This is a genomic window from Streptomyces sp. NPDC096013, assembly GCF_044763565.1.
In the GTDB taxonomy this organism is placed as follows: domain Bacteria; phylum Actinomycetota; class Actinomycetes; order Streptomycetales; family Streptomycetaceae; genus Streptomyces.
Genome location: NZ_JBIWGK010000023.1, coordinates 14,503 through 36,002 on the forward strand (window position 1 = coordinate 14,503; position 21,500 = coordinate 36,002).

Sequence of the window (21,500 nt, forward strand, 5' to 3'; positions counted from 1 at the left end):
CGAGAGCGCCGACCCGCTCCCGGCTGATGCGCCTGTTCGGCATCACCGAGCAGACCGCCATGCGCTATGCCAGCGCCGCCCACCCGGAGCGCACGTCGAAACTGCCGCGGTAGCGGCCGGCGTATCAGTCGGCGACGGCGGGCTCGGCCAGGGCAGCCGGGACGTCGCGGACACCCAGGCGCAGGTGCTCGACGTGATACAGGGCCTGGTCAAGGAGTTCGGCGACATGGTTGTCATACAGGGCGTAGACGATCGAGCGTCCGTGACGCTCGCCGGTGACCAGTCCGAGGTTGCGCAGCAGGCGGAGCTGGTGGGAGCAGGCGGAGGCTTCCATGCCGACGGCTTCGGCGAGGTCGCTCACCGAGCAGGCGCCTTCCTGGAGGCGGGCCAGGATGTAGAGCCGCGAAGGCGTGGCGAGGGCCTGGAGGGTGGCGGCGACGTCGGCGGTGCCGACGGCGTCGAGGCGCTCGCGGGTGGTGGCGCTGCTGGCGGTATCGGTTCCGTGGCCCATGCGGACATCATACCCATCACACCTGAAGACCTATTCAGACGTTCCTGTATGGTGGACGTGTTGCCCCGTCCGTCCGTGAAGGGTTGTTTTGTCATGTCTTCTGTCCTGGACCAGCGGCCCGCGCCGGCTGCGGCCGGTCCGCGCCCGGCTCCGCCCCGGCGCACCCGGGTGCTAGCGCTGCCGGAGGCCCGGTGGGCGCTGGCGGCGCTGGTCCCGTTCCTGATCGCCCTCCCGCTCAACCTGCTCGGTACCCCGGCGTGGCTGTGGGGCCCGCTGTTCGCCGCCACCTACATCACAGGCGGCTGGGAACCGGGCTGGGAGGGGCTGAAGGCCCTGAAGGACAAGACCTTGGACGTGGATCTGCTGATGGTGGTGGCCGCTCTCGGCGCCGCGGCCATCGGGCAGGTCTTGGACGGGGCGCTGCTGATCGTCATCTTCGCGACCTCCGGCGCCCTGGAGGCGGTGGCGACCGTCCGCACGGCGGACTCCGTGCGGGGGCTGCTCGACCTCGCGCCGACGACGGCGACCCGGCTGGTGCCCGGTGGCGGCGAGGAGACCGTCGCCGCCGAGGACCTGAGGGTCGGCGACGTCATCCTGGTGCGGCCCGGCGAGCGGGTCGGCGCCGACGGCCAGGTCCTGGACGGCGCGAGCGACGTCGACCAGGTCACCATCACCGGCGAGCCCCTGCCCGTCGCCAAGCAGACGGGGGACGAGGTGTTCGCCGGCACCGTCAATGGCACCGGCGCCCTGCGCGTGCGCGTCGATCGGGATCCGGCGGACTCGGTGATCGCCCGGATCGTGAAGATGGTCGAGGAAGCCTCCGAGACCAAGGCCCCCACCCAGCTGTTCATCGAGAAGATCGAGCAGCGGTACTCGATCTGCATGGTCATCGCGACCCTCGCCGTCTTCGCGGTCCCGCTCGCCTTCGGCTCCGCGCTCCAGCCCGCCCTGCTGCGCGCGATGACGTTCATGATCGTGGCCTCTCCCTGCGCGGTCGTGCTGTCCACGATGCCGCCGCTGCTGTCCGCCATCGCCAACGCCGGCCGCCACGGTGTGCTGGCCAAGTCCGCCGTCGTGATGGAGCGCCTGGGACAGGTCGACGCGGTCGCCCTGGACAAGACCGGCACCCTGACCGAGGGCACGCCCCGCGTCACCGATATCCGTCCTCTGCCCGGCTCCGGGTTGGACGACGACGGTCTGCTCGCGCTGGCAGCCGCGGCCGAGCACCCCAGCGAGCACCCGCTCGCCCGCGCCGTCGTCGACGCCGCCCGCGAACGCCGCCTGCCGCTGCCCGAAGCGCTCGACTTCACCTCCACCCCCGGGCAGGGCGTGAGCGCCACCGTCGCGGGCCGCACCGTCCAGGTCGGATCGCCCGCCCGCCTTCCGTCCACCACCGGGCGGCCTGCGTCTGCGGCGGTGGCGGAGCTGGAGGAGGCCGGGCAGACCGCGGTCCTCGTCCTGTGCGACGACAGCCCGGTCGGGGTGATCGGCATCGCCGACCGGCTACGGCCAGACGCCGCCGCTACCGTCACTGCCCTGACCGAGCTGACCGGCCGAAGCCCCGTCCTGCTGACCGGCGACAACGAACGCGCCGCCCGCCACCTGGCCGCCCAGGCCGGCATCACCGACGTCCGCGCCGGACTGCTCCCGCAGGACAAGGCCGCCGCCGTACAGGAATGGGAAAGCGAAGGCCGCAAGGTGCTGGTGGTCGGTGACGGCGTCAACGACGCGCCCGCCCTGGCCGCCGCGCACACCGGCATCGCCATGGGCAAGGCCGGCTCCGACCTCGCTCTGGAGACCGCCGACGCCGTCGTCGTCCGCGACGAACTCGCCACCATTCCCACCGTCGTTGCCCTGTCGCGAACCGCCCGGCGCTTGGTCGTCCAGAACCTCGTCATCGCCGGCGTCTTCATCACCGCGTTGGTGGCCTGGGACCTCATCGCCACCTTGCCGCTGCCGCTTGGCGTCGCCGGGCACGAGGGCTCCACCGTCATCGTCGGTCTCAACGGCCTGCGTCTGCTGCGCGAAGCCGCCTGGACTAACACGGCCCGACGGGGTGCCGCGTGAGCAAGCGCTCCCGCTGCACCGCTTCCACCCCCGGAACCGGGACAGGGGCGGGGGCAAAACGGCCTACGGTCACGGTGTGCCGCGGCTGCTGCTGCGGAACACCAAAGATCCCCGGACTCGATCATGCCGCCCAACTGCGGGAACTGCGGCAGGCCGTGAGCGGGGCGGCGACCGTGCGGGTTACCAACTGCCTCGACGCCTGCGAGCGGGCCAACGTCATCGTCATCCAGCCCTCCGCCGCCGGCCGCAAGGCCGGCGGGCGGCCCGTCTGGCTCGGCCTGGTCAACGACCCAGACGCCACCGCCGACATCGCTGCCTGGGTCGCGAGCGGCGGCCCCGGCATCACCGAGCCGCCCGGCATCCTCGACCTCTACGCCTTCAGTCCCTCGCGCCGAGTGCGCGCCGAACTCGACGAGTAGGCCGCTGCGGGCCCTCGAACCCGCGCGTCAGCGCCCCCTGACAAGTGCGGGCATGCAGGTTCGCGTGTTCAGCCCTACGGGATTTCGCGAACCCGCGCGCTTCCGACCGCACGGCGCAGAAGATCCGCCGCCAGGAGCAGGGCCACCAGTACGCCGAAGCCCAGCTCATCGCGCTCGGAGCTCCCGTTCCGCGGGCCGGGTGCCATCCGGCCGTCTGGCTACGGGAGGCCCTGGTCGCGGTCGGCGCCCGCAACGTGCGTCACCGCGGCGCTCACCGCTTTCCCACCGCACGGGACAGCACGCCGGCGTGTGCTACTTCGTCTCGCCCTCCGTCGAGGCGCTGCCCGTGGCGAGGTGATCCAGCAGCGCGGAGAGTTTTCCCTGCACCTCGATGACAGTGCGGGCGTTGCCCAGATCCTTCTCCAGCCGGGCGACTCGCTCTTCAGCTTGGCGATCTCCTTGTCGCGGGGATCGGCCTTCGGCCGTCCCGCCAGCTCTTCCACGCCGAGATCAGTGACGAGTACAGGCCCTCGCGCCGCAGCAATGCGCCCTTGCCCTGCTTGTCCAGGGTGTCGTACTCGGCGAGGATCTTCTGCTTGTACGCCGCCGAGAATCGGCGGTTCGTGGACTGGGGCTCCACCTGCGGATCCGGGGCCCTGTGGTCGTTGGTGCTGGGCACCTGGGGCTTCTCTTTCTCCGCCCTCGACTCAATGAATCATTCAGTATGCCTGACTTGTCTCTCTTTGACAGAGAGGGGCCGGAGCTCGGCGGGTGGCACGCAGCGGTTGTCTTCGGATCCCGCTCGTGGGTGTCGTTCACCGCGCTCCTCTGGGGCATTGAGGTGATCGACATGGGCTGGGCGGGCTGACACATTCGCTGGCCCCCGCGAGAAGCGCGGACGCAACAGCGAGCATGTCTTGCGGGGTGTGCCGAGCGAGCAGACGGCGCAGCTGCGACTCAAGGTGGTGACGCCGCTCGCACGCGAGGCGGATACTGATCCGCTCGCCCAGGACGTCCCGCGGGCGCTGCTGCGGCTCGCCGAGCTGTGCGCGCTGGTCGAACGCGTCCGCCAGGCCCGTTCAGCCCGAACATCACGATGGCCGAGCTCATCACCCTGTCCCGCCGACGTGACGCCCCGGACCCCGGCATCGAGGTTGAGGAGAACGCGGACTTCGAGCGGATGGAACGCGACGTCCACGCCGCCCTGCGCAAGCCGCCCACATGGGACTCCAAGGCCCGCACCAGCCGCGAGCTCCTGCACAGCGCCGCCGGGTGCGACAGCTGCCGCTGACCACCACACCGCACACCACCGACCGCCCTATGGAGGGATACTCCTCATGATGATGACGACCCAGCGCATCCTCGACCTCGCTGCAGCGGCACCGGCCACCCCCGGCGAGGACCTGGTGCTGCTCCTGGCCGAGGCGAACGAGCTGTACCAGCAGGGCCTGCGGGATCTGCACCGGGAAGTGGCAGCACGCCTCGACGGCCGAGCCACCGCGAATCTGATGTTCGCCGCGGACACCGCCGGTATGCCCTGTGATCCCTCGCAGGACCGAGACGAGGTCATCCTGCTGCTGGCCCTGGTCGAGTGGGAGATGACGCCGGCCGCCATGGCGTACACGGAGATGGCCGAGGCCGCCGCGCGCCGCGGGGTCTGCTTGATCCCCGACGAGTAGGCGGGGAGCCGTCAGCGCGGCCGCTGGCGAAAATCTTGAGCCGCGGGCTGGACCCCCCTCCGAAACTCCTGCCATTATTTGCATTGTGAGCCGGGCTGGCCGGCGCACTGCTGACAGAACGGACGGTTCTGCCATGACCTCGCGCCGAGAGCCTCGCCTGGCCGACGCTGCTGAGATCGCGGCTGAACAAGGTCTGACGTCCGCGCGGATCAGCCAGTTCTACACCGAGCGCACGGAGAACGCGGTCGGCAAGGCGTTCCCCGAGCCGGTTGACAAGCGCGGCCGCGCCCGCCTGTGGGACCACGCAGACGTCGCGGAGTGGTTCGCGCACCGGGCGCCGGCACGGCTCGCTGGACACGCACCGCCCTCCCGCGATCCGGAGGAGTTGCTGAACGCCGCGGACGCCTCGAGGTACCTCGGCTATAAGAACGCCAACCAGGTCAACACCTTCGTGCGCGACCACCCCGGTTACTTCCCCGAACCGGACGTCGTCGAGGAAAAGGGCACGGCCGAGAACCCTTACCGCCGACAGCTCTGGAAGGTACAGACCCTGCAGGAGTGGATGGCCACCCGGCCCGGCCGCGGCAGACGAGCCGGAGCCAAGGAGGCACCACCCCTGCCCGACGTTCCTGTCGACGGCGATCCCGACGAACTCCTGGGGGCGAGCCAGGCGGCCGCCTTGCTGGGGTACAAGAGCGTCGGCTCCTTCTCCAGCAGTCTGTCCCAGGGCAACCTCCCGCTGCTGAAGACGACGGACGGGGTTGCCGAGAATGCCGGGCGCCAGAACGGGCGCCGGCGGTGGACGCGCCGGCGCATCCTCGAGCAGGCCGCCCAGCGGTCCAGGAAGTAGCACCCGGCGGTGAGCGGCGGACCTCCGCTCATCGCCTCATGAACGCGGCCCCCGGCTTTGGGAGTTGGTCCCTTGCGGGCCGGGTGTCGCACGATGGTCGGCATGGCGTGGTTCGCCACCACGCCCCGCAGCAGCACCTGCTGCCGCGGACCGGCCATCGACCGCAGATCGAAGCGACGGGACTGTCACCGGAGAGGCACAGGAGTTGTCACACGTAGCCGATCACTTGCCCGCCTGTCACCGGGGCGCAGTGTGACACGCGACGACCTCATAGCGATGCTCCGCGAGCAGACGCCGGCGTGCGGGCCTGCACGCATCGCCTTGAGTACCGGGGCCGACTTCGTCGTCTGGGACAGCCTCGTCCCGGCCAACCGGCACGCGGGCGTCTTCCGGGCTCGGATGCACAGCTCCCTGAGGCGTGGCCACACGATTGATGGCCTGGCAGAGAGTGTCGACATCCTTCGGCGAGCCGGAGGAGAACCGCTTCGTACCGGATCCATCGACGCGGTGGACAGGTCATCCTGGTTCACGATCTTCCTGAACTCCACGGCGACAGAAGTGGTGGCTTGCTGCGGCGGACGCCGAAGCATCACCTCGGCCGACCTTGCCGAGCCCCGCACCTAACCTCGCAGGTCAACAAGTCTGCCCAGGTATCGCCAATCGTGCTCTGGTTGACCAAGTCGCAGGATCGCCCTGGAGCCGTCCAAAACTCTGACCGCGCCCCCGACCACAAGGTCGTTCTCAGGCCGTGACCTTGGTCGGGGGCTCATGGTCGGGGGTTTGGTCGGGGGCTGAGGGTTGTCTCGATCGCATGACCCGTTCCGCATCAGGTGTTCCGGCCGCCGCCGATCTGGCCCCCAGCCCTTCTGAACCGCTGCGCCTTCAGGTGCTGACCGCGCTCGCCCTGCACCGGATGGCCACCACGGGCCAGCTGCGCCAGATGCTGCGGCCGGACAGCTCCCGCCAGTTGGTCTCCCGCGTACTGAACAAGCTGTGCTCCACCGGCTTCGTCGGCCTCACCCCGCTGCCGGACTCAGGCCGGTCACGTACGCACGCCTGGTACCTCACCCCGGAGGGCTCCCGGCTGACCCGCGATCTCCCCGTCCTGCGGGGACGTCCCCCGTACCCCATCACCTCGACAACCGCGGCGTCGCTGAAGACTCCGCACACCCTGACCGTCACACGGACCCACTTGCCGTTTGCGGCAGACGCCCGCCGGCTCGGGCACGAGCACGGGCCCTGGGACTGGACCCCAGAGGTGTCTCACCCCATCGGCGAGGGCGAGCGGCTCGTGGCCGACGCCGTCATGCACTACACCGTCGTCACCGACGACCACCGGCGGAAGCTCCGCGCGTTCGTGGAGGTCGATCGCAGCACCATGAGCAGCGAGCGCCTGGCCGTGAAGCTGATCGAATACGGCAGACTGTTCCAGTACGAAGCCCAGACCGTCGGCCGACGCCGCCCCGTCTCCACCGGCCCAGCCTGGCTCCGCTGGTATCCGGTGTTTCCACGCGTCCTTTTCGTGCTCACCAGCGCGTCCCGGACCCGGCTGGCCGGCCGAATCAGCGATCTGCAGGCGATGGTCACGCAGCACCCGCTCGTCGCAGCCCTCGCCCGTGAGGTCCAGATGGGAGCCGCCGTCCTGGAGGACATCGAAGAACACGGTCCGTCCGGGGCGGTGTGGGTGCCACTGACTGGCGGCGAGCCCCGCCCATGGACCGATCTGTGATCACCTAAACAGTGCGGCAACAAGAAGTCGGCGCCTTCGGAAGGCGAACTCCTCGGCCTGCGCTGGGAAGACCTCGACCTCGACAGCGGCACCGCCAGCATCCGCCGCACCCTCCAACGCACCCGCAGCAGCGGCCTGGCCGGTTTGCCGACCAAGACCGTCAGCTCCGAGCGACGCATCGCCCGCCGGCCTCCTGCGTCACCTCGCTGCGCGCACACTGCGCCCGGCAAGCCCACGAGAGGGAGCAAGCTGGTGCGGGCTGGCAGGGCAGTCGCTACGTGTTCACGCGACCCGACGGTCATCCGATCGAGCCCGCGACGCTCACTCGGCACTTCAACGCGCTGCTCCGCGATGCTGGCCTGCGGCCGATCCGGTTTCACAACCTCCGGCACTCGACTGCGACCCTCCTTCTGGAGCAGGGCGTCGAACTCGTCGTCATCAAGGAGCTCCTCGGCCACGCCCACATCGGCGTAACCGCGGCGATGTATACCCACGTCCGTCTCCACCTCCAGCGCCATCGACCTCCTCGGACACACCCTCGGCAACCTCCCCAGACCGCGGCCAAGCCCGACGACGGCGACGACCCACCGCTTCGTGCAGCCCCCGTCCGCTGACGTTGCCGTCAACTACTGCCGTCAAACAGCGCAGGAGGCCCCGCCGGAATCCAATCCGACGGGGCCTCCAATTCATCGCCTGCCATGGAAATGCATGTGATGGGTTGAGGTGAAGCTAGGCTCCATGTGCTCCCATTGGGTGAACTTCAATTGTGGCTGGCGACATGTCATCAGAACTCATTTTCGCATTTAGACCAGCCGAGACGAGCACCCGCAACATTGCCTCCGCCATGATGTGCTTCACCTGGCCCATATGGATAACCGTGGGGTGCGTGCGGCCACCACTTGCCAGTGCCCCGAAAGCAGCCTGGGACAGGTCTTGGGAGGGCGTCCAAATAACCCACAATTTACCCTCATCAGGTTGGATCCCGAAACCGCCAACCTGAGGCCCATCGAAAGGGGCGGCTTGCAGCCCCGCAAGCTCCAGCTCATGGGCAACTTGATTAAGAAGCGAATCATCAACCATGTCTTGATGATAGGGCACGTAGGGCCCCATGCACCTAACGGGGGTCCGATGAGCCGGGCTCATCGGACCCCCGTTAGGTGTGACTCACCTGCCTCCGCTGGCCCTTCTGACCATCCCAGCCAGCATCTCATTTGATACCGAATTCATGAGCCCATCATCACCCCATGGCACCGACCAAGTGATCCGTGCATTATCTGCAAGATAATCCGGTAGCTTTCCGGCGCAGACAGAGCAAGGCTGACGCTCGCTATAGAGCTCGGTGATATCGCCAATATCATGACCCTGGGCCCTCAAGGCATCGATCTGATCCATGATGTGATCTTCCGAATGATAGCCGTCGCCCTTGCTGAAACCGGTGAGCAGGTCGTCATAACCTTCCACACGAGCCACGGCCACATTTCCTCCGGGGGCCAGGGTGTAAGGACCAGTTGGGAATCCGCCCTTGCCGCGAGCTTGATAGGCAGCGCTACTCAGCTCATCACTGTTGTAGGGGATTTCCCCACCACAGTTGGTGTTGTGGACCAGAATCGGAATTCCGCCCGCCACGACATAGTACGTGTGAAGTTGTTGGACAGTGAGGTTCCACCGGTTTGCCGAACCAGGTGTGGGCTGTGTGGTGACAACGTAGGCATGGCCATTGGCGGCGGTGTTGAGGGCGTCGCCGTCGTGGAGTTTGCTGGCGGGGACCCAGGTATGGGTGGTGTCGTTCCAGAAGGGGTGGTTGGCGGTCGTGTGGAGGGTGGCCGTGTGGCCGTCCTCAGTGCGGATGGTGAGGTCGAGCAGGTCGTGGTCGTGGTTGATCCACACGTACTGGACGGTGCGGGGGCCTTGATGCTCGCCGGTCTTGGGGTTGGCGGCTTCGACCTTGTCGCCGGTCTTGATCTTGCCGATCGGTTTGGTCTTGCCCCCGCTCAGCAGGATGGGGGTGTCGGGGGAGAAACTGCAGCGACTCGGAGACTCTGTTCTGCCGTTGGAAGTACCGGATGACGGCTTGTCCGGTTTGGCCGCAGCGGCGTTGGCGTGTCCGGCTTCGGCCTGTGAGTCGGCTTTCTTGGCTGCGGCAGCCTTGGCGGCTGAGGCATCTTCGGTGGCTTGCTTGGCCGCTCCGCTCTCGGCCGCCAGCTCGTCGGCGTACTCTTCGGTAGCCTCGGCCGCAGCACCGCCCAGGCCCACGATGATGCGGCTACCGAGAAGCAGACTCCCGCCCGCCTCGGCGTCCCCGGCTCCCAGGACCAGACCGGATAGACACTCGACGACACCGGAGTCCACACACATGAAGACACCGGCGGCCAAACCCGCAGCTCCAAGCCCGGCTGCAGTGCCGAGAAAGACTTTGCCGCCGGCGTAGCTCTCGCACCGGTTCGTGCCGAAGTCAGCCGGTTGGCACGGAGTCTCGCCGAGAGTCGGTGTGGGGGTCTGTGTAGATGAGGGGACCGAACCCCTGGGAGGTGCGGGGGTGGTGGACGGCGCGGCAGTCGTGTCGCCACTGGAGTTGCCTGTGTTGGCCGAGCTTCCGCCGCTTGAGCTTTTGCCTCCGCCCTGGCCGCCGCATTTGTTCCAACCGCCGCTGCATTGCGTGCCGTCAGAGTTGACCAGGATCGTCCCTGTCGGGTCGCTTCCTGAAGCCGGGTTGTCTCCCGCGTAGGTGTAGCCGCCCATCTGGTTGGGGTCGCCCGCTTCGAAAAGCGGGTCGGGGGTGAGGAACCGTCCCTGGGCCGGGTCGTAGTTGCGGGCTCCCAGGAGGTCCAAGCCCGTGGTGGTGTCGGTGGGCTGTCCGAGGTAGCCGTGGTTCTCGTCTGCGGCGACCCATGATGTGGGTGTGGTGCCGCGAGAGTTGCCGTAGGGGTCGTAGTAGCGGCGGGTGACCGCCAGAGTGCCTGCGTCGATGGCCGTGGTGGCTGTGCCCTGGGCGTTGGCGACCTGGTAGGTGACGGTGCCGCTGCTGGATCGGGTGATGGTGGTGCCGTCCGGGCCGGTGATATTGCGCAGGCCGGTCCACGTCTTGGCGGAGACGTTGAGGGTGATCTGTTCGGTGCCGCCGAAGAGGTACAGGATGCGGGTCTTGTCGGTGCCGTCGACGGCGCTGGTCTGTTCCAGCAGGCTGCCGTCGGCGTCGTAGAGGTACTTGCTGGTGTTGGTGTGCGTACCTGAGCCGGTGGCGACGGTGGCGGTGCGGCCCTCGGCGTCGTAGGTGAGGGTCTGGGTCTGCCCGGACGGGAGGGCTCCGGTGCCGGCGGTGGTCCAGGTCTGGCCGGCGCTGCCGCAGGTGGCGAGGGTGAGCTGGGTGCGGATGGTGGCGCTGGCGCCGGGGTCGGTCACGCACATCGCGCTGTTGGCGGTGTTGACCAGGGTGCCGGTGCTGGTGGCCTTCCACTTCTGGGTGGCATCGCTGTTGCAGGTGTCGAGCACCAGGAGGGTGCCGGCGGTGGTGGCGTTGCCGGTGGTGTCCAGGCACATGGTGCCGAGGACCTTGATGGTGCCGTCGGTGCCGATCGTCCAGTTCTGGGCGACGGAGGCGTTGCAGGTGTAGGTGCGGACGACGGCGCCGGGTGTGGTGGAGGCGCTTGCGTCGTCGATGCAGAGCTTGCCACCGCCGGTAAGCGTGAACCCGGTGTTGACGGGGCCGGTGGTGGACACCTTGCGGGTCATGGTGTCGCCGGCGTTCTTGTTGCTGTACGCGGGGTCGGTGTAGGTGGGTGTCCACGTGGCGGTGCCGGTGGTTGGGTTGCTGTTGGTCGTGGTGCCTGACTGGTCGGGCAGGGTCGCGGCGGCGGTGCCGTCGGTGCCGGTGTAGGCGGTGGTCTGTGTGGTGTTGTTGGCCGCGGTGCCGGTGGTGTCGTGGTTGACCATGCCGGTGCGGTCGCCGAGCAGGTCGTAGGTGTACGTCTGCCAGTACGGCGCCGGGCCGCCGACCGTGCTGGTTGCGACCGGGGCTGTGGTGGTGGTCTGCACGGAGCCGGTGTTGCAGCCGCCGACGCTCCCGACGGGGGCGCTGGAGGAGTTGGTGATGCCTGCGGTGTCCGTCCAGGCTGCGGTCAGGCGCTGGAAGGAGTCGTAGGTGTAGCACTGGGTGTCGTGGGTGGTGTTGTTCTGCAGGTCGTCGATCGCGGTGATCTCGCCGGCCTGGTTGTAGCGGTAGTTGGCCACGTCCAGGGCGGTGGTGGACGTCTGCAGCATGCTGGACGTCTGGGTGACCCGGCCGGTGGTGGCGTCGTACTGGGCGAAGGTGGCCAGTTCCTTGCCGGTGGTCCCGTAGTTGGTCTGCAGGACCCGGCCGAAGGGGTCGTGGACGGCGGTGTCCAGGTAGTCGGGGGTGTTGGCCGCGGTGATGAATCCGCCGATGCCGTCGAGGTTGCCTTGCTGGGTGTAGCCGTAGTCGATGTCCTCGGCGGGCAGCTTGCCGTCTGCTTGGTAGCGGAGGGTGGACAGCAGTCCGAGGGTCGGGGTGTAGAAGGCGGACGCCGTGTAGGTGACCGTGCCGCTGGTGGGTGCGGCGGTTTGGCCGGCTGCGGCGAAGCCGTCGGTGGCCGGGACGGTCAGAGTGGTGCCGGTTGGCTGGTAGGCCGTGTTGTAGCCGGTGACTGCCTGGGTGTACGCCGATCCGGCCGTCCCGCCGACGTAGCGGGTGGACGAGGTCGGGTAGCCCTTGGCGAGGGTGTCGTATGACCAGGACGAGAGCTCTTTGGAGGGGTCGGGTGTGGCCGACCACGCGCCGTTGTACTCAGCGGTGGGGCGGTTGTCCCAGTCGTAGGCGTAGGAGAGGATCTGGCCACGCGCGTCGGTGGTCTGCAGCAGGTTGCCGACGGTGTCGTATTTGTCGTAACTGGTGGTGCCGGAGTTCGGGTCGGTCTGGGAGGTCTTCTGGCCCAGCAGGTTGTAGTGGTAGGCCCAGGTGTTGCCCGCGCTGTCCTTGATGGTGTCGACCTGGCCGGCCGGGGTGTAGGCGTATGCGGTGGTGGCGTCGGCTTCGCCGGCCTGGTTGAGGGTGTCGGTCTTCCAGAGGGTGGCGCCGCTGCTGTCGTAGAGCACCGTGTTGGCGTCGTTCTGGATCTGCAGGGTCGTGCCGGTGGTGGTTCCGGTCGACCAGAGGGCTGTGGTGGCGCCGGCGTTGTAGACGACGAAGTTGCCGTCGCTCCGCAGGGTGGCGAAGGCCCCCGGGTTGCCCGAAGTGCTGGTGGACCACAGGGTTTTGCCGGTCGCGAGGGAGGACAGGACCAGGTTGCCGTCGGCCTGCATGGCCAGCCGCACGCTGTCCGAGGTCAGTGACGTGCCCGACGGGATGACCTGGCCCTGGGTGAGTTTGACCGTGCTGCCGGTGTTCTTGACCACGCTCTTGGTGGTCTGCCCTTGGGCGTTGGTGTAGGTCGCGGTGGAGCGGCCGCCGGTCGGGGCGGTGGTGTCGGTCTCGTCGGCGCCGGGGTAGCTGGTGGTGGTGTGCCATTGCTGGACCGCCTGGTGCCACAGCGTGCTGGTGGCCGGGCGGCCCTGGCCGTCGTAGGCGGTCGTGGTTTCCGACGGGATCTGGTTCTCGTTCGCCGCGTACAGCGTGGTGGACGGGTTGTTGTCCGGCTCGGAGTACGGTGCGAACGACGCGGTCTGCCAGCCGTGCGAGTCGTAGAAGGTGTCCGAGATGATCCGGCCGGAGTTCGTGTCGCCGTCGGCCGTGGCCTGGGTCTGGCGCGCCTGGAGCATGCCGTCGTAGATGGTGATCGAGGTGGCGTACGTGCCGTCCTCGCGCAGCGTCTTCGTGGTCACGGCGGAGGGGGCGCCGGGTGAGGTGACGGTGCCGCCGGGGGCGGGGACCGCGCCGGGGTTGATGGAGTAGGCGAAGGTCTCGTCCGCGCTCTGGCCCGAGGTCTTGTCCCGACCTGGCAGCCAGACTGCCGTGCGCCGTCCGAGGGCGTCGTAGGTGATGTCGGTCTTGCGGTTGTTGGCGTCGACGTTCTCGGTGGGCAGGCCGCGCAGCGCGTCGAGGGTGGAAGTGACCTTCCAGCTCTGGGAGTTGGTGGTCGTGATGGTGGTCGGGTTGGTGTTTCCGCCCAGGAGGGACCATGCGGGGGTGAACGCGGTGTGGGTGTTCTGGCCCGTGGCGTCGAGGGCGTCGGTGATGCGGCCGGCGCCGTCGTAGGTCATGGCGGAGCTGGTCTGCCAGTTCTCGGTGGTGCCGGTGTAGCCGGTGGCGGTGCGTACGGCGCTGGCCTGGCCGATGGCGGTGCTGGCGGTCTGGTCGAGCTGTCCGAAGGTGCCCAGGTTGGTGAGGGTGCCGTCGCCGTCGTAGTAGATCTTCTTGTCGGCCAGCAGTGTGCTTGCGGAGGCGGCGGTGCCGCAGGGTCCGCTGACGGAGGTGACCTGGTCCGGGTAGGACAGGGTCATGGTGTTGCTGGACGACGGTGTCGCGTAGGTGGTGGTGGCGCACTTCTCCTGTGCGGCCACGCTGACGTCGCCGTGTGCGTCGACGGTGGAGACCCGGCCTTGGCTGTCGTAGGCGGTGTCGGTCCGGGTGTGGCGCCATGTCCCGTTCGCGAGCAGCGCGTAGCCGTGCGACTGGGTGGTCTTGATGCGGTAGGCGGTCAGGTCGGGCAGCGTGGACAGGGTTGGCTTCGTGTCGCCGGGGTTGTCCTGCTGGGTCCAGTCCGTCCACGGGGTCTGGTTGGTGTGCGCGGTGGTGGTGTAGGTGAAGGGGCCGTTGACGGTTACGGCGTCGATGGTGCCGCCGGCCGCCGTGTAGGTGTCGCTCTGAACGGCCGTGCCGGCGAGTTGGTCGGCGTCGGTGACGCTCTGGACCGTGGAGCCGCCGACCTTGACGTCCACGCTGACCGAGCGGCGGGTGCCGTCGGACTTGTAGTCGCCGTCCATGCCCTGCAGGTAGGTGGTGGTGTGCTGGGTGACCGGCTCGGGGGCTTGCCCGGTCTGCACCGTGACGGTGCGGAAGCCGCGGAACTGGTCCCAGGTGCGGTACTGGTCGTCGGTCTGTGCCGAGTCGTCCCGGTGCCAGGCGGGGCCGGCGTAGCTGTAGGTGGAGACCTGTGTCTCCGAACCGGCCGGTATGTTCTGGGAGTTCGGCTTGTACTGGGAGGCGATCGTCAGGTCGGACGCGGTGACGGTGTGCACGGTGGTCTTGTTGAACCAGTCCGCGATCGGCTTCGAAGCCCCCGGTACTGTCCAGTAGACGGGATAGCAGGAGTTGGTGTTCGCGTCTGCGGCCGAGATCGACATTGTTTTGTTCGCGCACGGGGTGGCGTTGTAGTCGACGGCGATGGATTCGCCGGTCTCGGTCTGGATTGAGGAGATCCTCGGCCGGTACAGCGGTGGGGCGGAAGGGGAGGTGTCGTTGACCCGGTTGTCGATCTCCGTGCCGGTGAAGGAGACCTGGTTCAGCTTGATGTCGCTGTTGCTGTTGCCGTAGGTGTCCTTGCCAGTGTGCTGGATCGACTGCAGCCACATCACGGCCTGGAGGGAGCCCGCGTCCTTGGGGTCGACGGTGGTGCCGGTGACCGGGTCGACTGTGCCGCCGGAATCCGAGTACACCTGCGTGAGCTGATAGCTGTCGACGTCGACGAGAGCGTCCGTCGACGAGTCCTTGACGTGGATTTTCGTGGTGATGCTGTCCAGGCGGGTGGTGGACCAGAACGTCGGTCCCTCGGTGATGCAGACGTTGGTCGGTACCGAGGTCGACCCGGATGGCAGGGTGGTGCTGTCGGTGGAGTCGCAGTGCAGGTCCCACGGCACATCGGGCCAGTGCGGGGCCGTGTTGTCGTCGAGGTTTCCGGCCGAGCAGTCGGTGAAGGTGGCTGTGGTCTGGCAGCGCTGCTTGGACGTGAAGGTGACCTGGCCTGCGGGGGTGCGCCCCGTCTGCTCGTCGGCGAGCTTGTAGCCGTAGGAGACGCTGTCGAGCTTTCCGCCGCGGACGTAGGAGGTCAGGGTGCCCGAGTCGCCGGTCGCGGCCTGGCCTCCGCCCAGGTCGTAGTAGTTGGTCTCGGTCGTGTAGTCGTAGCGCTGCACGAACCCGCTCGGTGCGACGACGAAGTCCAGGTTCCAGCGCCAGCCCTCGTGCTTGTCGCACTGCGACGCCTTGCCCTTGGCCGAGTCGTAGCACGGGTCACCCGACTCGGGATGCAGCACGGGTACGCCCCATGCGGCGTCGGTCGAGGCGTCGCCCGGAGTGCCGGACTGCATCCCGCCGGAGGGGCCGGGGCCGGTCGGTGAGTGGTCGGCGCCGAAGTACGCGGCGGTCCCGTCCGTGGTCAGGACCCGGAAGTAGACGCCGTCCTGCAGGCCGTTGGCGGCGCCGGACAGCTCCTGGACCAGCGTTCCGTCATCGCCCGTCAGCCGCCACTGCTTGATCTCGCCCGGCACCGTGGAGTCGGTGCCGTCGGGCACCAGTTGTCCGGAGTGCGAGCCGAAGGAGATCGTGGCGTTGTCGCCGGCCCAGCACTCGTCCCCAGATCCCTTGAGGATCTTGTTCCCGCTGCTGTTCAGGAGGCCGCCGCAGGAACGATACGTCCGCTCGACGAAGCCCGGCTGGTAAGTCCAGCCGTCGCCGATCGAGGACGCCTGGGAGTTACGGGCCGAGGTTTCCCCGTCCTCGGACTGCGAGTCGTAGGAGAAGGCCACCGACGGGGCGTTGCCGCCGATCGTGGGCGGGACGTCGATCGGGTAGGAGTAGGTGAAGGCGCCGGTCCCTGAGGCTTGCCAAGTTCCTGACGGGTTCAGTGAAGTCGCGGCGTAGCTGCCCTGCGAGCCGGAACTGCCCGAGGTGACCTCCACGGCCGTGGTGGCCGCGGACATCGCCGTCTCCCCGGCTGTACCGTTTGCCGCACGTGATGCCGATGCGGTGGATGAACCGAGCGTGAGTGTGGCGGTCAACTGGTCCGCGGTCGCCCGGTTGGTGAAGGTAATGGGGGTCCGTGTCCCGCACTGCTTCAGCTGAGGCGTGGTCATCGCGCAGGCCGGGACCTGGTACAGCCGCAGCCGTGAGCCGAAGCCGCCGCCGTACGCCTTGGCCAGCGACGCGTAGTCGATGACCACCCGGACCCGGCCATGGCCGGACTTCGCGTCGGCGCGGGTGAAGGCGAGCAGCATTCCGTCGGCGCCCGCTTTCAGCGCCTGGGTGTGTGATGCGACCTTCACCTGTACCGAAGCCGGGGCGACCGCCTTGCCGGAGCCGGACTTCTGGCCGGATGACAGCGCAGGTGCCACCCACACCGGCAAGGTGCCTGCCTTGACCGGCTTCGTGACTGGCACGATGCGCGTGCTCGGTGAGGGAGCGGACGCCGGCTTGGTGGCCGCACCGGAAGCTCCGGTGGAGCTGGGTGACGAACTCGGCGCCGCAGCGGTGGTGGACGCGGCGTCGGCGGATTGGGTGGTGTGCGTCAGGGACACCGTCTTCGTCCCGGCGGTCGGCCACACCGGCTTGACGGCCCGGTACCGGCCAGCGGCCCTAAACCCTTTGGGATGGCCGGCAGTTGGCTTGTGCAAGGCATGACTGCCGACTGCCGGAGTCTTCGGCAGGACCTTCGGATTCCACACTGTGCCCTTGAAGCGGTAAGGCCCCACGAAGGCGCCCTGGGCCACCGCTATGGGCACCAATAGCGCCATCAGTGCGACGGTCGCCGTGGCAAGAGTCAGCGCTCTGCCCCAGATCCGGTACTGGACGCTCGCAAACCAACGGCGCTTGCCGCTCACTCATTTCCCCCATGACCAGCGGCCCTGACAGACCGTCTCACCCCGATCACACGGGAGGCGTGATCGACGGGAGGCTATTGATGGCAGGAGGCCAACTCAATACCCTGTGCCGACGATGTGTCGATCAAGTATGTCAACTGAGTGTTTGGCGTGCCCTTTCCGTGAAGGGGCGAACATCATCACCTAGCGGCAAACCGGACGCCAGGCGCATCGTCCGCGAGGTCTTCAACACTCATAAACGTGACGATGATCACGGATGCAAAGTGTTGGCAAATAGAGGGGGAGTCGTTTCGTGTTGTCCGGATACGCCCGAATGCCGCACCGGCGAAGAGACCTGAGGCGCCGTCTGGCGTTGATACCCGTGCTGGCAGGCCTGTTGCTCACCGTCCCCGCCGCCTCGGCGAGCGCAGACGCCCCGACACCGAGCGATCCGATGCTGGCCGCCCAGATCGACGCCGTCACCACTGGCCAGGACGTAACCGTCGAGTCACTGACGACAGAAACCTCCACCGTCACCGCCAACCCCGACGGCATGTTCACCTCCACCACCAACGTCATGCCGGTACGCGTCCTCAAGGACGGCACCTGGACGCCACTCGACGCCACCCTCGCCGCAAATCCCGACGGCACACTGTCGCCCAAGGCCACACCGAACGACGTCACCCTCTCCCGCGGCGGTAACGGTCCCCTGGTCACCCTCACCAACCAGGACGGGCACAGCATGGCTCTGACCATGCCCTTCACCCTGCCCGTGCCCACCGTCAGCGACGACACGGCCGTGTACAAGTCGGTGCTGCCCGGCGTCGATCTGTCCGTGTCGGTCACCGACCAGGGCGGCTTCAGCGATGTTCTGATCGTCCATGACGCAACGGCCGCCGCCGACCCGCACATCAAACAGCTCACCGAGGCCGCCTCCACTCAGGGCCTGACCCTTTCCGCCACGGATTCGGGCGGCATGGACGCCACCGCCAGCGACGGCTCCGTCGCCTACGTCAGCCCCCGCCCGCTAATGTGGGACTCCAGCACCCCGCCGAACGCGCTGACGAAGACCGCATCCGCGGCGGCCCCCACCACAACCGGTGACGCCCCCGCGACGTCTTCCGTCGACGGCCCCGGAGAAGGGGCCAACGTCGACCCAGTGCCGATGCACACCACCTCCACCGGTCTCACGCTGGCACCGGACACGGCTGTCCTCAACGACCCGGACACGACCTACCCGGTGTACATCGACCCGTTCAACAACCCCGTGAGCAAGACCTCCGGCCACTACGACGAGGTCTACTCCAGCTCCACCTGCTCGGACAGCCCGCAGTACGACAAGCCGCAGCCCGTTGGCGAAGGCGTGGGCTATCAGCGCTGGGGCGGCATCTGCGGCACGGGGCTCGAACGCTCGTACTACGCCATCCCCACCAGCGACCTCGATCCCTCCATGCAGGTCTACGACGCGCTCATCACGGTGAGCTCCACGTACGGGGCCAGCTGGGACTGCTCACAGAACCAGCCGATCACCTTGCACACCACCGGATCGATCGACTCCGGCACCGACTGGAACAACAAGCCACTCCCCGTCGACGAAAGCTACGCCCCCGTCAAGACCACGATTCCCAGCGCATCCAACTCCGGCAGCAGTTGCAGCGACCACACCGCGTCGTTCCAGGTGCACGACCAGGCCCAGCGGATAGCGACTTATCACAGCTCCGGCGGCGACTACTGGACCATCGCCCTCTACGGCAACGAGAGCATCTCGTCCAGCAACGACGACTATCTGCGGATGTCCAGCAAACTCACTATGACCGTCAAGTTCGACGTCCCCCCGGGCATCCCGACCGGCCTCACCACCACCCCACCCGCCGACGGAGCCGACGGATCCTGCGTCACGAGCGGCGACGGCTGGATCGGCGCGGTCACCTCCTCCGACGCCGGAAGCAACGTCCAACTGCACTCCAAGGTCACAGCGAACGTCTCCGGCGAACTCGTGAAGGCGCACTATCACGTCTGGGACCGCACCGTCCTCGACTCCAGCGGCAACGCCTACAGCGACTCAACCCCCGACAGCGGTTACCTTTCATCTGGCTCGGACGCCACCATGCCGATCGGGTTCACACTCAAGGACGGCCACGAATACGGCTGGGACGTCTACGCCCAGGACAACAACTCCACCCTGAGCCTGACCTCCGACATCAGCGACCACTGCTGGTTCAAGACCGACTTCACCCCGCCGGATACTCCGAATATCGCGGACAACCCCGACGTCCCGGCCGTCGGGACAGGCCCCACAGCCCACGACATCTACACCGGCAGCCCTACCAGCTTCACCGTCACCGCGGCGGACGGCGCTCCCTCCGACAGCAGCTGCACGCCCAACGCATGCCTGTCGAGTGGCGTCGACCACTTCCTGTGGCAGATGGACAGCCAACCCACCGCCACCACCGGCACACCAGCGTCGCTCATCAGCACCGACAGCCAGGGCACCGCAACCGGCAAGATCCCCATCACTGCCCTGCCTACGTGGGGCGTGCACACCTTGTACGTCGCGGCCGTCGACGGGGCCGGCAACATCTCCCAGGCTCCAGCCGGTTACACCTTCACCGTGCCCTGGAACCCGAACTCCAGAATCACACCGGGTGACATCAGCGGCGACGGCATACCCGACCTCCTCGCCACCACCAAGACCGGCGACCTCGAACTGATCCCCGGCGACACCGACCCCGCCCAGAGCGCCACCCCTGCCCAGACTGGGCAGGTCAGCACCACTCCCGCGATCAACGGGCCGGCGCTCGTCTCCACCCCGGCCGACTCGCCCGACGGAACCGGCTGGAACAACTACCTCATCGCCCACCGAGGCAATCTCCACGGCGCGGACGTCGACGACCTCTTCGCCTACAACCGCAAGACATCCCAGCTGTATGTCGTCCCGAACGACCTTGACCCAAAGGACGACAGCGATGCCCAACTCACTCCTTGGTCCAAGTTCCCCGGTTACATCGGCAAGCGTTCCGGCGACCCCGTGACCAAGGACCCCTGCCAGCCGACCGTCCCCGACAGCCGCTGCGCGGGCGCCGGATACGACCCGGCCACGCCCTGGAACATCACCCAACTCATCGCACCCGGCAACGTCTACGGAAACCAGCAGGGCCACCCCGCCGTCATCACCGTGGAGAACGGCAAGCTGTGGATCTACCAGACCGACAACGGCAAGCACCTCGCCGACCCGATCCTTCTCGGTGACGGCGACTGGTCAGGCCTCACGCTGATCGCGCCCGGCACGTTCCAGGGCACGCCCACCCTGTGGGCACGGGACAACTCCACCGGGGCGCTCTACAGCTACTCGCTCACCGTCGACGCCAACGGGCTGCCCGCCCTCCTGCACGCCTCCACACACGCCACCCTGCCGCTGACCCTGTCACCGAGCACCTACCCCGTCGTCGCCTCACCGGGCGACCTGAACAGCCCGACCGGCGGACCCGACGGCAACCCCGACCTGTACGCCGTGGACACCCACGGCGAGCTCACGGAATACCCGTACATCCGGAGCAAAGTCCTCGTCTCCCCGCCCCAGTACATCTTCGGTGACCCCGTCTCCCTGGGCACGGTCACCAACACCGCCACCCACGGATGGACTCTCGACGACGGCACCGGCACCACCGCAAAGGACAGCGTCGGCACCCTCGGCGCCACCCTGAGCGGCGCCTCTTCCTGGACCACCGACACCACCCGCGGCAAGGTCCTCAACCTCACGGGCACCACCGGATACGCCGCCACGAGCGGACCGGCCGTCGACACGTCCAAGAGCTTCACCGTCTCGGCGTGGGTCAACCCCGCGTCCCTCACCGCCAATTCGACCTTCCTCTCGCAGTCCGACACCGCGGGCAACGCCAACGGACTCCAGCTGTACTACTCCTCCGCCAAACAGGCCTGGGCCTTCAGCCGCCACAACGACGACACCACCAGTACGTCCTTCACGGCCGTCTACGGAGGCACCCCGACCATCGGCCAATGGACCCACCTGGTCGGCGTCTACGACGCCTCCGCCAACCAACTCACCCTCTACGTCAACGGCCGCCAGTCCGGCACCAAGACCTACAGCGGCACCTCGTGGAACGCCGCCGGTCCTGTCCAGATCGGCCGCCGCCTCTACCAGGGCACCTATGGCGAGTACGCCAACGGCAAGGTCAGTGACATCCACATCTACGACACGGCCCTGCCGCCCGCCGACGCCGCCGCGAAGGGCGACAACGCTGTTGTCAGCCAACTCGGCTGATCCACTGAGGGCGTTCAGACGCCCGCCCAAGAACTTCCTGGGCGGGCGCCTCGCACTGACGGCCCGCCAGGTTACCCAGCCGCCCCTGCGGCGCCCCCGAGCGGTGCCTCGCCAGAGCACGTCACTACGGTTCTCGATCCTCATGCTCATGCTCGAAGTCGCAGCACCTTCCTGGCGGCAGCCACGGCAACCGCCCTGTCCGCCACCCTCTTCGCGGGC

The 21,500-nt window shown here is 67.8% G+C and carries 12 protein-coding genes and 1 pseudogene; 9 read left to right on the top strand and 4 right to left on the bottom strand.

The features are described 5' to 3' along the window. Positions 1-124: 124 nt before the first annotated feature. Positions 125-511: an ArsR/SmtB family transcription factor gene (locus ACIRB1_RS42685; protein WP_403469372.1), complete on the bottom strand. Its 387-nt coding sequence runs from the start codon at positions 509-511 to the stop codon at positions 125-127. Between the two features lie 93 nt (positions 512-604). Here ACIRB1_RS42685 and ACIRB1_RS42690 point away from each other — a divergent pair, with 93 nt between their 5' ends. Both ACIRB1_RS42690 and ACIRB1_RS42695 read left to right on the top strand, forming a co-directional pair. Continuing rightward, the gene (locus ACIRB1_RS42690; RefSeq protein ID WP_403469373.1) at positions 605-2,578 is read left to right on the top strand and encodes a heavy metal translocating P-type ATPase; all 1,974 of its coding nucleotides are present in this window, start codon (positions 605-607) and stop codon (positions 2,576-2,578) included. After that, on the top strand, positions 2,575-2,997 hold the full coding sequence (locus tag ACIRB1_RS42695) for a (2Fe-2S) ferredoxin domain-containing protein (protein ID WP_403469374.1): 423 nt from the start codon (positions 2,575-2,577) through the stop codon (positions 2,995-2,997). Before ACIRB1_RS42690 ends, ACIRB1_RS42695 begins: the two co-directional genes overlap by 4 nt. A gap of 442 nt (positions 2,998-3,439) precedes the next feature. Here ACIRB1_RS42695 and ACIRB1_RS42700 read toward each other — a convergent pair whose 3' ends face one another. Then, a complete protein-coding gene (locus ACIRB1_RS42700; protein WP_403469375.1) occupies positions 3,440-3,676 on the bottom strand; it encodes a hypothetical protein in 237 nt (78 codons plus the stop codon). Positions 3,677-4,093: 417 nt separating this feature from the next. Between ACIRB1_RS42700 and ACIRB1_RS42705 the strand changes: the two genes are divergently transcribed. The 5 genes and pseudogenes from ACIRB1_RS42705 to ACIRB1_RS42725 all read left to right on the top strand — a co-directional run. Continuing rightward, positions 4,094-4,288 carry a hypothetical protein gene (locus tag ACIRB1_RS42705; protein WP_403469376.1) on the top strand — a complete coding sequence of 65 codons (195 nt, stop codon included), beginning with the start codon at positions 4,094-4,096 and terminating at the stop codon, positions 4,286-4,288. Positions 4,289-4,334: 46 nt separating this feature from the next. Continuing rightward, entirely contained in the window at positions 4,335-4,676 is a 342-nt protein-coding gene (locus ACIRB1_RS42710; RefSeq protein ID WP_403469377.1) for a hypothetical protein, read from the top strand. 133 nt (positions 4,677-4,809) lie between these two features. Next, positions 4,810-5,526: a hypothetical protein gene (locus tag ACIRB1_RS42715; protein WP_403469378.1), complete on the top strand. Its 717-nt coding sequence runs from the start codon at positions 4,810-4,812 to the stop codon at positions 5,524-5,526. Positions 5,527-6,337: 811 nt separating this feature from the next. Beyond that, positions 6,338-7,255 carry a replication-relaxation family protein gene (locus ACIRB1_RS42720; protein WP_403469379.1) on the top strand — a complete coding sequence of 306 codons (918 nt, stop codon included), beginning with the start codon at positions 6,338-6,340 and terminating at the stop codon, positions 7,253-7,255. A gap of 39 nt (positions 7,256-7,294) precedes the next feature. Then, positions 7,295-7,869: pseudogene (locus ACIRB1_RS42725) on the top strand (site-specific integrase); the annotation flags it as partial. A gap of 115 nt (positions 7,870-7,984) precedes the next feature. On the opposite strand, the gene ACIRB1_RS42730 reads toward ACIRB1_RS42725, so the two are convergent. Further along, the gene (locus ACIRB1_RS42730) at positions 7,985-8,335 is read right to left on the bottom strand and encodes a hypothetical protein (RefSeq protein ID WP_403469380.1); all 351 of its coding nucleotides are present in this window, start codon (positions 8,333-8,335) and stop codon (positions 7,985-7,987) included. 84 nt (positions 8,336-8,419) lie between these two features. After that, positions 8,420-16,534 carry a ricin-type beta-trefoil lectin domain protein gene (locus ACIRB1_RS42735; protein ID WP_403469381.1) on the bottom strand — a complete coding sequence of 2,705 codons (8,115 nt, stop codon included), beginning with the start codon at positions 16,532-16,534 and terminating at the stop codon, positions 8,420-8,422. A gap of 22 nt (positions 16,535-16,556) precedes the next feature. On the opposite strand from ACIRB1_RS42735, the gene ACIRB1_RS42740 reads away from it, so the two are divergent. Beyond that, on the top strand, positions 16,557-16,820 hold the full coding sequence (locus tag ACIRB1_RS42740; protein ID WP_403469382.1) for a hypothetical protein: 264 nt from the start codon (positions 16,557-16,559) through the stop codon (positions 16,818-16,820). A gap of 561 nt (positions 16,821-17,381) precedes the next feature. Further along, a complete protein-coding gene (locus tag ACIRB1_RS42745; protein ID WP_403469383.1) occupies positions 17,382-21,281 on the top strand; it encodes a LamG domain-containing protein in 3,900 nt (1,299 codons plus the stop codon). Positions 21,282-21,500: the final 219 nt, after the last annotated feature.

Bases quoted from the DNA above. Each gene is read 5' to 3' on its own strand.
- ACIRB1_RS42685 (WP_403469372.1), bottom strand. From the start codon at position 511: ATGGGCCACGGAACCGATACCGCCAGCAGCGCCACCACCCGCGAGCGC.
- ACIRB1_RS42690 (WP_403469373.1), top strand. From the start codon at position 605: ATGTCTTCTGTCCTGGACCAGCGGCCCGCGCCGGCTGCGGCCGGTCCG.
- ACIRB1_RS42705 (WP_403469376.1), top strand. From the start codon at position 4,094: ATGGCCGAGCTCATCACCCTGTCCCGCCGACGTGACGCCCCGGACCCC.
- ACIRB1_RS42710 (WP_403469377.1), top strand. From the start codon at position 4,335: ATGATGATGACGACCCAGCGCATCCTCGACCTCGCTGCAGCGGCACCG.
- ACIRB1_RS42715 (WP_403469378.1), top strand. From the start codon at position 4,810: ATGACCTCGCGCCGAGAGCCTCGCCTGGCCGACGCTGCTGAGATCGCG.
- ACIRB1_RS42720 (WP_403469379.1), top strand. From the start codon at position 6,338: ATGACCCGTTCCGCATCAGGTGTTCCGGCCGCCGCCGATCTGGCCCCC.
- ACIRB1_RS42730 (WP_403469380.1), bottom strand. From the start codon at position 8,335: ATGGTTGATGATTCGCTTCTTAATCAAGTTGCCCATGAGCTGGAGCTT.